9 protein-coding genes are annotated in these 13300 nt (G+C 61.1%); 4 read left to right on the top strand and 5 right to left on the bottom strand.

Annotation, left to right across the window (positions count from 1 at the left end):
* The first annotated feature begins 86 nt into the window (after nt 1–86).
* Together CLR77_RS04435 and CLR77_RS04430 are read left to right on the top strand one after the other, a co-directional pair.
* Entirely contained in the window at nt 87–1949 is a 1863-nt protein-coding gene (locus CLR77_RS04435) for a M48 family metallopeptidase (protein ID WP_097459348.1), read from the top strand.
* 15 nt (nt 1950–1964) lie between these two features.
* Entirely contained in the window at nt 1965–3131 is a 1167-nt protein-coding gene (locus CLR77_RS04430) for an AAA family ATPase (protein ID WP_097459347.1), read from the top strand.
* 10 nt (nt 3132–3141) lie between these two features.
* Here CLR77_RS04430 and CLR77_RS04425 read toward each other — a convergent pair whose 3' ends face one another.
* Both CLR77_RS04425 and CLR77_RS04420 read right to left on the bottom strand, forming a co-directional pair.
* The gene (locus tag CLR77_RS04425; RefSeq protein ID WP_198962654.1) at nt 3142–5403 is read right to left on the bottom strand and encodes an ATP-dependent DNA helicase; all 2262 of its coding nucleotides are present in this window, start codon (nt 5401–5403) and stop codon (nt 3142–3144) included.
* Complete coding sequence (locus CLR77_RS04420) at nt 5400–7043, bottom strand: VRR-NUC domain-containing protein (protein WP_097459346.1); 1644 nt, start codon at nt 7041–7043, stop codon at nt 5400–5402. The genes CLR77_RS04425 and CLR77_RS04420 overlap by 4 nt, the downstream gene beginning before the upstream one ends.
* Nucleotides 7044–7234: 191 nt before the next feature.
* Between CLR77_RS04420 and CLR77_RS04415 the strand changes: the two genes are divergently transcribed.
* Entirely contained in the window at nt 7235–7696 is a 462-nt protein-coding gene (locus CLR77_RS04415; protein WP_097459345.1) for a CopD family protein, read from the top strand.
* A 235-nt stretch (nt 7697–7931) separates the two neighbouring features.
* Complete coding sequence (locus CLR77_RS04410) at nt 7932–8828, top strand: DUF4382 domain-containing protein (RefSeq protein ID WP_097459344.1); 897 nt, start codon at nt 7932–7934, stop codon at nt 8826–8828.
* Nucleotides 8829–8916: 88 nt separating this feature from the next.
* On the opposite strand, the gene CLR77_RS04405 is transcribed toward CLR77_RS04410, so the two are convergent.
* From CLR77_RS04405 to CLR77_RS04395, 3 genes are all read right to left on the bottom strand, one after another.
* Nucleotides 8917–10062, bottom strand: a complete 1146-nt coding sequence (locus CLR77_RS04405; protein ID WP_198962653.1) for a metallophosphoesterase — start codon at nt 10060–10062, stop codon at nt 8917–8919.
* Nucleotides 10063–10140: 78 nt separating this feature from the next.
* Entirely contained in the window at nt 10141–10938 is a 798-nt protein-coding gene (locus tag CLR77_RS04400; RefSeq protein ID WP_097459342.1) for an RMD1 family protein, read from the bottom strand.
* A gap of 100 nt (nt 10939–11038) precedes the next feature.
* A complete protein-coding gene (locus CLR77_RS04395; RefSeq protein WP_097459341.1) occupies nt 11039–13288 on the bottom strand; it encodes a bifunctional diguanylate cyclase/phosphodiesterase in 2250 nt (749 codons plus the stop codon).
* Nucleotides 13289–13300: the final 12 nt, after the last annotated feature.

Genomic DNA, 13300 nt, shown 5'->3' with positions numbered 1-13300 from the left:
TTCCGTACTCACCGCCGCTGTCGGCAACTCCTATACTGTTTCCTGTCCAATCGTGAGGATCATTGTTCGTCGACAAGGAGTGCTTGATGACTAACGAACAATTCGAAGCGCTGGTAGCCCGTCTGGAAATCCAGGCGCGTCAAAACCCACGGGCCTACCAGTTTCGCGTTTTTCTGCTCGCCTTGCTCGGCAATCTCTACCTCGGGGCCATCCTGCTCCTGTGTCTCGTGTTGTTAGGGGGGTTGGCGGCCTCTGTCATGTTTCTCAAGTGGATCGCCGTGAAGCTGATTCTGGTGGTGGGCGTTTTCCTGCTGACGCTGGTGCGGGCGCTGTGGGTCAAGGTCGATCCCCCCGAAGGCCTGCTGGTCAGGGCCGGCGACGCGCCTGAACTGTTCAGCATCATCAATGACCTGCGCAGGCAGCTCAAGGCACCGGCGTTTCACAGCGTGCTGGTGACGGACGAACTGAATGCCGCCGTCTATCAGGCGCCTCGGTTCGGCATCTTCGGCGGTACCCGCAATTATCTCGTAATCGGCCTGCCGCTGATGAAAGCGCTGACCGTCGAGCAGTTCCGGGCGGTGCTGGCCCATGAATTCGGACATTTGTCCCGAGGCCACGGGCGAGTCGCCAATTGGCTTTACCGGCAACGTCTGCGCTGGAGTCGCCTGATGGGGGCACTGGAAGCGCAGAACCACAAGGGCGCGGCCCTCTTTAAGCCCTTTCTCCGTTGGTACAGCCCCTACTTCAATGCCTATTCCTTTCCGCTGGCGCGTGCCAATGAATACGAAGCCGATGCCACCTCAGCCCGACTGACATCGCCCCAGGCGGCGGCCGAAGCCCTAACGCGGGTGGAGGTTGTTGGCGGTTACCTGTCGGAGAAGTTCTGGCCCTCGATCCATCGCCAGGCATCAGAAACGCCGCGACCGGCATTTGCGCCCAACGCCAACCTGGGGCGCCGGATGCTGGAGGAACTCGACGAAGAGGACGCCAGCGTCTGGCTGGACAATGCGCTGGCTTCAAAGACGACGATGGCCGATACGCACCCCTCGCTGTCGGATCGTTTGCAGGCGATAGGCGCCACGCCTCAGCTTGTGTTGCCCAAGGCGGGAGAGGCTGCCGATCAGCTCTTGCACCCCTCGCTTGAGCGCATCACCGAGACACTGGACAGCCAGTGGCGCGCACGGATTCAGGGCGCCTGGGAGCAGCACTACGAAGAAACCCGGCAGAAGCGGGAACGACTGGCCGAACTCAACCAGCGGATCGCGGAGGCGTCGGAACTGGAGCCGTCCGAGGCCTATGAGCGTGCCATGTTGACCGAGTCCGTGGCTAATGACGCCCCGGAGGCCCTGGCTCAGCTTCGCGCGCTGCATCCACGGGTGCCGGACGATGCCGTGGTCTGTTACGCGCTCGGCGCACGCTTGCTGGAAACGGAGTTCGATACCGCCAAGGCCCTGCTGGAACGGGCGATGACGCTGGATGAAGAGGCCATCACGCACGCCTGTGAGCTGCTGCGTGATTACTACTGGCAACATGACGACAAAGAGGAAGCTCACCGCTGGCATGAGCGACTGGTGGAACAGCAGAAAATGGAACAGAAAATTGCCCTGGAGCGGGAACAGATTCGCCTTAAGGATAAATTCGATCGCCATGACCTTTCCGAGGCACAATTGGCGACGTTGCTTGAGCAGCTGCGTTCCGTGCCGGGCTTACGCAAAGTCTATCTGGTCAAGAAACGGATGACGCTGGCGCCGGAGCGGCCGCTCTATGTCATCGGTTTTACGGTAACCCCTTTCTGGCTGCCGCAGAGCAAGAAAAAGAATCAGGCAGTGATGACGGAGTTGGTGGCGCGGGTAAAATTCCCCGGCTTCGCCAAGTTTATTTCGCTGGAAGGCAACAACTATCGTTTTGGCCGCAAATTCCGCTGGATGCGGGGTTCGCGCATTCTGTAGGAGGGCCGTACCGGCGTGATCAGTTTTGCCGTCGACAATTACCGCTCGATTCTGCATTTGAGTACGGCCCTGGGGCCGCTCAATGTGATTACCGGCCCCAACGGCAGCGGCAAGTCCAACCTGTACCGTGCGCTGCGGTTGCTGGCGGAGACGGCGCAGGCAGGAGTGATCAACGCCATTGCACGGGAGGGCGGTTTGCAGTCGACCTACTGGGCCGGTCCGGAAGACCTGTCGCGCGGTATGCGTTCGGGGCGGGTTCCGGTACAGGGCGGGCCGCGTCAGGAAGTCGTGCGGCTACGGTTGGGGTTTTCCACCGAGACCCTGGGTTACGCCATCTCCCTCGGCTTACCGTCGCCGTCGAGCTCGGCCTTTGCCTTGGACCCGGAGATCAAGCGTGAGTGTATCTGGGCGGGCCCCTTCTACCGGCCGGCCGGGGTGCTGGTCGATCGCGAAGGTCCCTGCCTCAAGGTCCGGGCTGGCCGCGAATGGCGGGTGGTCGCCCAGCATCTGAGCGGTTTCGACAGCCTGTTCGATCAGGTCGGTGATCCCACCCAGGTGCCGGAGGTCTTGGACCTGCGGGATACCATTCGCGGCTGGCGTTTCTACGATCATTTCCGTACCGACCGGGATGCACCGGCCCGACAGCCACAGCTGGGAACGCGTACCCCGGTTCTGCACCACGATGGCCACGATCTGGCGGCGGCACTGCAGACCATCCGTGAGATCGGCAATGGTCTGGGACTGGATGAGGCTATCAGCGATGCATTTCCCGGTGCCCACTTGGTGGTGGAACGCCACGACGACGGCCGTTTCAGCCTGCACTTTCACCAGGAGGGGTTGCTCCGGCCGCTGTCGGCGCAGGAGCTGTCGGATGGCACCTTACGCTACATCCTGTGGGTGGCGGCGCTGCTGACCCCGCGCCCACCGTCGTTGATGGTGCTGAACGAGCCCGAAACCAGCCTGCATCCGGATCTGTTACCGGCGCTGGCGCGCCTGATCATCAAGGCGTCCGAGCAGGCGCAGGTCTGGGTTGTTACCCATGCCAGCCGCCTGATCGCGGCGCTTGAAGCCCATCCTGACTGTCATTCCATTGTCCTTCAAAAGGCCCTGGGCGCCACCGCAATCGCCGATCAGGGATTGTTGGATGCCCCGGCCTGGTATTGGCCGGACAAAGGTCGTTGAAAGTCCGCCCTCACCGCTCGACCTGGGGGTGCCACCAGCGGGGCAGCAAGGCCCGGATTCGGGGCTGGCGGAAGCGATCGTCGATCAGGAAGACTTCACCCCGGTCGCTTTGGGTACGAATCACACGTCCCGCGGCCTGGATGACCTTCTGCAGGCCGGGAAACAGGTAGGTGTAGTCGTAACCGTGCCCGAAGATGGCTTGCAGGCGCTGCTCGAATTGCTCGTTGACCGGATTCAGGGGCGGCAGGCCCAGGGTGGCGATGAAGGCGCCGACAAGCCGCTCGCCCGGCAGGTCGATGCCTTCCCCAAAGGCGCCGCCGAGGACCGCAAAACCAATTCCTCGCCCCCCTTCCGTGAATCGCGCCAGAAAGGCCCGCCGGGCCTCTTCGTCCATGCGCGGGGATTGGCGCCAGACCGGCAGTGCCGGATAGGCGTTCTCCAGGGCATCGGCCACCTGATCCAGGTATTCGAAGCTGCTGAAGAAGGCCAGATAGTTGCCGGGGTGGGTCGCATAATGATCTGCCATCAGCTGCACGATAGGGGCAACCGAGGCGGCCCGGTGCCGATAACGGGTGGAAATGCGGCTGACCAGATGAACGCTGAGCTGATCCGCCTGGAAGGGGGAATCCACGCTCAGCCAGGTGCAGTTTTCCGGCAGGCCCAGCAGGTCCTGGTAGTAATGCCGGGGTGTCAGGGTCGCCGAGAACAGGGTGGCGGTGTGGGCCGCCTCGAAACGTTCGCGCAGGACCGGGGCCGGCACCAGGTTTCGCAGGTTAAGGGTGCTGGTGCGGTGGCGCTGCCCGGGCTGCAGGCTGATATCGAACAGGAAATGGCGATCGAATAATTCGGCAATGCGACCGAAGTGGATCAGGTCGAAATAGACCCGCTGCAGCTCGCTGTCGACGTTGGCCGGGTTCTCCGTGAACTCGTCGGTCAGGGCAGCAATCACCCGCTGCAGGACGTCGAGCAGGCGCTGCGGTAGCTCATCACGGGTTTCGTAGGCGACGGTCTGGTCTTTGTACAGCGCATTCCAGGCGCGGTTGAGACTGTCGAAAGGTCGCTTGAGGGTCGCGGGCAAGGTCCGGCGAAGATGGCGGAACCGGGCCTGATCCAGCCCGGCGCTGTACATGCCGCGTGCCCGGTCTACCAGGTTGTGCGCCTCATCCACCAGCAGCGCGACGCGCCACTGGTTGGCTTCGGTCAGGGCATAGAGCAGCGCCGAGAGATCGAAGTAGTAGTTGTAGTCACCCACCACCACATCGGCCCAGCGTACCAGCTCCTGGCTGAGGTAATAGGGGCAGATGCCGTGCTCCAGCGCCACGGCACGCAGGGTGAGCTGATCGAGCTGACGCCCGTCCAGGGCGGCTTCGCGGGCTGCCGGCAGACGGTCGTAGAAACCCCGAGCCAGGGGGCAGGACTCGCCGTGGCAGGCCTTGTCCGGATGCTCGCAGGCCTTGTCCCGGGCGATCAGCTCCACCACGCGTGGCGGTGCGGAACTGTCCTGGCGCAGCGCCTTCAGAGCGTCCAGGGCGAGTTGGCGGCCGGGCGTCTTGGCTGCCAGGTAGAAGATCTTGTCGAGCTTCTGGCCGGGCATGGCCTTGAGCTGGGGAAACAGCGTGCCGATGGTCTTGCCGATCCCGGTCGGGGCTTCGATCATCAGGGGGCGGCCGGCGCAGGCGGCCTTGTAGACGGCTTCGGCGAGGGGGCGCTGGCCGTCGCGGAAATCCGGGTGGGGAAAGCGCAGTGTGGTGAGCGCCTGGTCGCGGGCCTCGCGGTGGGCCATTTCGCGTTTGGCCCAGGCCAGGAAACGCTGGCACTGGTCGTCGAAAAAGGCGTGCAGGCTCTCGGCGTCATGCCACTCGCGAATCACTGTTTCCTTCTGGCGCACGATATCGTAGTAGACGAGCGCCACCCAGACGCCGTCCAGGCCGCGTTCCTGGCACAGCAGCCAGCCGTAGACCTTGGCCTGCGCCCAATGTAGCAGGCGGTGATTCTCGGGCTGGCGTTCCAGTTCGCCGCGGAAGGTCTTGATCTCTTCCAACTGGTTGCGTGCCGGGTCGTAGCCGTCGGCACGGCCGCGCACTTCCAGAAGGCCATAGTCGCCCTTGAGTGGGAGCTCCGCTTCGTAATCGCGCCAGCGCTTTGCCTGTACTGCAGCATGACCGGCAATACCTTCCTGGGCGCTGGGTGAGGGCGTGAAGCGTAGGTCCAGGTCACCCTGTTTGGCGGTAAACTCGCACAGGGCGCGCACGGCAATGTGATAGGCGCTCACGCGGTCTCCTGCCAGCGCACGTAACAGACCGCGACGGGCATGTCGTGACGGGCACAAAAATCGATCCAGCGACGCTGGTTGTCCTGCAGGCGGTCACCGGGACCTTTCACCTCGATCATCCGGTAGCGGGCCTGGTCCGGCCAGAACTGGATCAGATCCGGCAGGCCCGCCCGGTTGGTGCGGATGTCGGCGAGGAGACGACGGAACCAGGCGTTCAGGTGGTCCGCGGGGAAACAGGTGAGGGCCTGCTCAAGCAATGTCTCGTTCAAGGCACCCCAGAAAACGAAGGGCGACTGGATACCCTGCTTGGCATGGAAGGTATCGAGTATGCGCTGCTGGTAGGCGTCGGTTTCCAGCAGGGCGAAACAGTCCTCGAATAACCCGGCCCGGCGGGCATGGAAATCGGGCTGCAGCAGGTCGGCTGGACCGGTATGGAAGGGGTGGAAGAAAGCGCCGGGCAGGGCGGCGAAGATGACGTCCCAGCAGAGCAGACCGAACAGACCGTTGATCAGCGTGTTCTCAACGTAGTGAACCGGCACATCGTCCGTGCTCAGGTGGGCCTGGACCCGATTTTCCACGGACAGCGGTGTGGTGGGCGGCGGCAGGATCAGGTCGATGCGTTCGGCTGGCATTTCCCGGGGGGGGCGCTGGACAGGTAGCCCCAGCTTGCGTCGCAGGCGGGGCATTACCCGCTCCAGCTGTTGCCGCTCGGCATCGCTTTCCGGTGCGAGGACGGCGGTTGCGGCCAGCTCAAAGGCGTCCTGGTAGCGCTCCTGTCGCTCCAGAACGCGAATGCAGCGGCCGCGGGCGCCGGGATAATGGCTTTGCTCATACAGGCGCTGGGCGGTTTCCCATTCGCCGGTCCTTTCGCCCTGTTGTCCCATTCTGAACAGCAGTTTGGCGCGGCGTGCTTCGAGCCAGGGGTTGTCGGCGATGATGGCCGGCAGATCGGCAAAGATATCGTCCAGCGCCTCTTCGGCATCGAGCCGTTCCCGGCAGGCGTGCAGGTGCAGATAGGTATCGACGTCCTTGCGACAGCGGAACGCGCGCGAGGCGTCACTGAATGCTACCGTTTCGTAACGGAAGACGCCGAGGTCGGCGAGGACGAATTCCGACCAGTCCTGATGCAGATTGCCGAAAAACATCAACCGCAGGCGGTCGCAGAGCGGCATGCAGGTGAGCGCAAAGAGGCGTTCGTCGCTGTCGGGGGCCCAGGAGGCAAAGGGTTTTGCCTCGTCGAACTGCGGTGATAATTCGGTCAGCCAATCGGCCTTGCGTCCCTGTGACGACGAAAGCCGGTCCCGGAACAGCGCGGCCAGCTCGGTCCGGGTCAGCAGGCCGAACAGGTCGTCCAGGGTCAACGGCGCCTCGGGATTAACCCAGCCAAGGGCGATCAGGGGTTCAACCGCCTCAAGCGTAGGACCGATCTCGACATAGCTCAGCCGGCTGGCCCGGAACAGGCAGCCCTTGCGCATGACCATGCGGACCAGCAACGCCTGGGATCGTTGAGGCAACTGCCTGAACGCATCGTTGAAGGCTCGCTCCCCGGCAGAGAGCAGGTCGCAGTAGCGCGCCTCGATCCAGTCCAGGACAGTGCGGAAGTTGTTCAGGTAGTAAAAGGGATCGTCGAGCGGATTCATCCCGGGCGGCTGCGCTGAATACTGTATGGGCATACATGGTAGCAGCGGGTGGGAGGCACTGACAAACGAACGATCGGCGGGGCAGGAAAGCGTTTTCCTCTCTTGGCCTGCCCGTCGCTTTGATGCAGGATACGGAACAGCTTTTGCCGTGGCCTTCCGGCCCATTTTCAAACTGCATTAAGGAACCTGCTATGAGCTTCGCGCTAGCGATCACCCTGCATGTGTTATCCGTTGTCGTCTGGGTCGGCGGTATGTTCTATGCCTATATGGCGATGCGGCCTGCTGTCGGCCAAGTGGTGGAGCCCGCCAAACGGCCGGCCCTGTGGGCCAACACGCTGGAGCGATTCTTCCGCTGGGTGTGGCTCTCTATCGTCCTGATCCTGGCGACCGGCTTCTGGATGATTTTTGGCGTTTTCGGCGGCATGGCAAACATCGGCCTCCATGTCCACCTGATGATGGGGTTGGGATTGCTGATGATGCTGTTGTATTTCCATGTCTATTTCGCCCCTTTCCGGCGCCTGAAAATCGCCGTGGCGAACAATGCCGTGGAGGAAGGTGCGAAGCGCGTTGGCCAGATTCGCAAGATTGTCGGTATCAATCTGTTGCTCGGTCTGGCGGTGATCGTGATCGCCGTGATGGGGAGCCGGATGTAAGTCAGCCTTTCTGTCGGCCTGCAGTGTTGTTCTTTGCGCATCAGGCCGGTAGCGGTCCGGCCGGAGATCCTGACGTCCTGAATTATACGTATTGGTTTATTAAAACCACGCTCAATACAAACGGTTGCCGATTCGGCTGTTTTAGCCCAGGACTAAATTGCCGTTTTGTAAGTCAATCCCTGATTTTGACCTGTTAAATTGCGTTAAATGAACAGTTCATGAATAGGAGGTTGCCATGATGAAAGGAATACTTCAGGTCTCGGTACTTGTGCTGTCCTCTCTGGGTCTGGCCGCTTGTGGCGGCGGTAGTGATACTGCAGCAATAGCGACCGGCAATGCGACCTTTGCGCTGACGGATGCCCCTGTCGATGGTGTCACTGCCGTCAATGTCACCGTCACCGGTCTGGAGCTCAAGCCGGCCAGCGGTTCCGTCCAGACGATTACCTTCGATCGTCCTAAACACCTGAATCTACTGGACCTCAGGGATGGGAAAACCGCCAACCTCATTTTGCAGCGGCCACTGCCTGCAGGCGATTACAACTGGGTCCGGTTGATACTGGATACCAGTCAGCAGTCCGTTCAGGTGAACGCGACGGGCGGCACCCAGCCACTGACCATCCCCAGCGGCGCGGAAACCGGTTTGAAACTGGTGCGCGGTTTTACGGTTCCTTCCGGTGGCAATATCAATTTCGTGCTCGACTTCAACCTGCGTAAATCGCTGGTACTGGCCAATGGTGCCTATCTCCTGAAACCAACCCTGCGTATCGTGGATGAGAGTACGGCGGGTGAGATCACAGGGACGGTCGATGTGGCGACGCTGGAACAGCAGTTGGGTTGCACCAATCTGCCGTCGGGTTATAACGGCGTCGTCTATCTGTATGCCGGAAGTAATGCCACTGTCGGAGACTATGGTAGTAATAACGAGCCCTACCTGGCATCGGTCGTGACCTATGGCGCGACCAGCAACTACCGCTACACACTGGCTCATCTGCCGCCGGGCAATTACACTCTCGCCTATACCTGCAGTGTGGACGACACGTCTACTGCGGAGTCGCTGAAGTACAGTTCGACGACCAACGTCACCGTACAGGCCAACCAGACAGCGACCGTTAACCTCCCCAACATCCTGTAAACCCTGAGACCCCCACTCCAGTTGCCCGTGCTGCTGGAGTGGGGGTGGCCGGGTTCTCCTAGAGAAAGAGATACCGTAGAAAGGCGAACTATCGGGACCTTGCCTTGACCAGCCTGATGCGGGTGATTTCCGATGGCGCCCCCAACCGCTTTGGCGGACCCCAGTAGCCGGTGCCCCGGCTGGTGTAGACCCAAAGCTGATCGATGCGGCGCAGGCCAGCGGTAAAGGGCTGCTGGAAACGTACGAAAAAGTTCCAGGGCAGGAACTGCCCTCCGTGAGTGTGTCCGGACAGCTGCAGATCGAAACCGGCGTCTGCGGCTGCCATCCCGGAACGGGGCTGATGCGCGAGCAGCAGACGGAAGGCAACGGTTTCCGGCGCTCCCGCCAGAGCGGCTCCGGGGTCGCTGCGATGGGAGGGTTCAATGGTGTGCGCGCTGTAGTCGGTGACGCCGGCGATGAGCAGCGATGAACCCTCGTGTTCGATAACGACGTGTTCATTGAGCAGCACGTGGATCCCCAGTCTTTCCAGTTCGGCGACCCAGCTGTGCACGCCGGAGTAGTATTCGTGATTTCCCGTGACAAAGTAGGTGCCATGGCGAGCACTCAGCTCGGCCAGAGGTTCGACGTGGGGGGCGAGATGACTGACGTGGCCGTCGACGAGGTCACCGGTAATGGCGATAACGTCCGCCTCGACGTGATTGACGCGGTCGACAATCGCCTGCAGGTAGCCCCGCTTGATGGTCGGGCCCACATGGATGTCGCTGATCTGGGCAATGGTGAAATTGTCCAGGGCGTCGGGAAGGTCCGGGATCGGTACTTCGACGTCGACGACACGGGCCACCCGGCGGGCGTTGATGAAGCCGATCAGGGTCACGATGACGGCGAGCACGGGTACGGCCAGCGCCGAATCGCGACTGAAAGTGGCCAGGCCTTCAGGGCTGGCGAGGAAAGCGGTCGGCAGCAGGATCAGGTCGCGCAGCAGGGTCAGGACGAACACCGAGGAAAACAGCCCGGTGGTGATCAGTCCTATCCAGGCAAGCCTGTCCGCCCAGGGTTGCCGGCGCATACGTCGCGCCATCAGTCCGGCTGGCATCAGCACGCAACTCAGCGTCAGCAGGACGATTCCGGCGGTGGTCCCGAGGACGCCGATGGGCATATCGGGCAGCAGGCGTAGGCCGACATAAACATGTGCCAGCAAAATCAGGGTGAGGGCTGTAACGATAAAACGGCTCAATAGCTTCAACTCTCCAGTGGCGGCAATGCTGTTCCATCATTGCCGCTCAGCACGGTGAGGTCCAGCCCGTATTCCGTCTCAGTGTCCGCCGTTCTGAAAGAACAGGGTGTAGAGGCTCAGAATGATTTCCACCACGATCAGGGCGACGATGTACCATTCCACCCGCAGTGAACGCTTGGCCTGGACCACATCCAGCACGGTTTGGGCGGTGCGGCTGATCAGTTCCAGTTTGCGCTCCAGGGCCACATCCCGTTCGCGGATCTCGAACTCGTCTTCGATGCGCAGATAGAACCGTTCCAGTTCCGGGTGATCCCAGAGTAGATCGGGCTTTTCGCTGACCTCTACGCGCCCGACCATCTTCTGCTGGTGCACCAGCACCTCGCCGATCAGTTTCAGCAGGTCCTGGGTGCGCACCCCGCGGCTGCCAAGTTGCATCAGGCGCTGAGCCAGGGGCTCGATGCGTTCGAAGGCGCGGGTGGCGCGCTGTTCGTAGCTATCGAGCACGGCACTTTTGGCTAGCACCTGCGCCATGAGCTGCATCTGTTGCAGGGACAGCGCCCGCACCACCAGTTTGTTGCCTTCGATACCCTCTTTGCCCTCGGGTTCGATGAAGAGCTGAGTTTCCTCGATGACAGGCTCCGCCAGGGGTTCCCTCGCGAAGTTGCCGAGCTCCCGCAGCCAGGCGCTTTCCTCGTGAGGTGCGACATTGAACAATACGGTGGTGCCATAGCGGAAGACCACCGCATAACCGCCTTCGCAGATGCGCAGCGTGAGCGGCTGGGTTGCCAGCACCTTGGTACGCTCCAACTGGCGGATATCGATGGCTTCTGCGATGTTCAATGCACGAACGATGATGGGGTTTTCATCGATGAACATGAGATGAGGTCACTCGTACGGAAGGATCTGCCGCATCATGAGTGACATCAGGCCTTCTTGGCAATGCTGTCAGTATATCTCCGCAGCGCCATGATGAGGGTCAGGACGGGGTATTGTCCGTGCTGTAGCGCTGTTCCAGCAGGGCCGTTTCCAGTTTGTCCACGGGAACGGGTTTGCTGATCAGGTAACCTTGGGCAACATCGCAGTGATGGGCTCGCAGGAAGGCCAGTTGCGACTCGGTTTCGATGCCTTCCGCGGCGACGCGGACGCCGAGGTTGTGGGCCAGGTTGATGACGGCGCGGACAATCATGGCATCGTCCTGCCGGGTATCGACGTGTTCGACGAAAGAGCGGTCGATCTTCAGCAGGTTGACCGGGAAGTTTCGCAGGTAGGCGAGAGACGAATAACCGACGCCGAAATCGTCGATGGCCAGTTGCACCCCCAGACGACTCACCCGCACCAGTTGCTCCAGGTTGTGGGTGATATTGTCGATGAAGATTTCCTCCGTCAGCTCGATTTCGAGATTGGCGGCATTGATACCGTTGCTTAGTAATGAGTTCTCTATGAAATCAACGAGTTCCGGGCTTTCCAGTTCTCGTCCCGACAGGTTGACGGCGATGCGCAGGTGAGAGAAAGGCCCGCCCTGCCAGCGCGCTATCTGTTCGCAGGCCTTGCGGATAACCCAGCGGCCGATTTCCGTGATCATGCCGGTTTCCTCGGCGACCGGGATGAATTCGCTGGGTGGTAGCAGGCCGCGCTCGGGATGGTGCCAGCGGATCAGGGCTTCGACACTGTCGACGCGGTTCTCGTGCAGGTCGAGTTGCGGCTGCATGAAGAGCACAAATTCGTCCTGGCTCAGGGCACGGTGCAGGCTCTTTGTCAGTTCCAGATGTTGCAGGGCCCTTTGGTGCATGTCCGAGGTGAAGAACTGGTAGTTGTTGCGGCCGTTCTCCTTGGCGCGGTAGAGCGCGATGTCGGCGTTGCGCAGCAGGGTGTTGGCATCGTGCCCGCTTTCCGGGAAGAGGGAGATGCCCAGTGTTGCCGTGACCTTATGCTGGATGCCCTGGATGTCGAATGGCAGCTCGAAGCAGCCCCGAATCCTCGACACCAGTGGCACGATATCCTCGGGACCGCTGATGTCGCGCAGATAGAACATGAACTCGTCGGCGCCGGGATGTGCCAGCGAAATCCGCTTGCTCGTCAACTGCTGTAAACGTTGGGCGACGGCATTCAGCAGGGTATCGCCGTGTAAGTGGCCAAGGGTGTCGTTGAGGGTTTGGAATCGGTCGAGATCGAGCAGGATCAGCGCCAGGCTCCGCTGGTTTTCCTCGCTTTGCCGCAGGGTGCTCTCCAGGTCCTCCATGAAAAAGCGTCGATTGGGCAGATTGGTCAGCGGATTGAAATTGGCAGCGCGTTCGAGATCGCTCTGCACCATTTCGCGCTGGTCTATCTCGGCTTTCAGGGCGTCCTGCGTTTCCTGCAGGATCTGCTTGCGACGCATAGCGGCCTGGGCGAGCACGAGTAGTCCTGTGATCAGGATGCCGCACAGGAGAATGGCCAGCAATACAAAGTTGGACCATTCACTGCGCCGGGCATTGGCCCAGCGATGGCTGGGTTCCAGTGTCAGGGTCCAGTTGAGGTCGAAAATCCTTAACGCCTGACTGCGCGTAAAGCCGGCGACCAGTGGTGTGTTTGGTGTCAGTGATAGCGTTTTGCCGTCGCCGTCGCTGACGGTCACCGCGAAGTTTCGAAGAACTTCATCGGAAAGCAGCCCCTGCAACAGGTTCTGCAAGTGAAATACGCCGGCGATAAAGCCGTTGAAGTGCTCACCTTTGCCGATAGGTGCGTAGACAACGGCGCCAGTGCCGCCCTGGCGCAGGGTCAGAATAGGGGTAATGTCCACTTTGCCGGTGGCCGCTGCCCTTTCGAGGGCATGCCGACGGGTAGTGTTAAAGGCGACGTTGTAATTCTGGACGGCTTCATTGCCAGCTATAGGGTTGACCCAACGGATGTGCATGTCCGGCCCAATCCATTCGAGGGCCTGATAATAGGGGAAGTGTTTGCGGTAGTTCTCCGCGTCGGCTTTCCACTGGGCGGGAGTGATCGAGGGATCGATGGCCCGTCGGTCCGCCATCCTGATCAACGCCTGTATATGCGTGCGGAAGTCGTCTTCCAACTGTTGTGCGACGTTTGCCGTTTCAACCTGCAGGGCCAGTTTCAATTGTTCCTGATCATGGTTCCGTGCGGCCACCCAGAGTAAGGCGCCCAAGCAGAAAAAAACCAGCATGACGCAGATGGGTAGCCATAGGCTCAGCGGCCAGGCCGGTCGTTGGGTTTCGGTGCGAGCCATTGGTTCTCTTCT

Source organism: Mangrovitalea sediminis, assembly GCF_002514725.1.
GTDB classification, from domain to species: Bacteria; Pseudomonadota; Gammaproteobacteria; order Pseudomonadales; family Oleiphilaceae; genus Mangrovitalea; species Mangrovitalea sediminis.
The sequence above is the reverse complement of the archived record's forward strand: the minus strand, read 5'-3'. Positions and strand labels throughout refer to the sequence as shown.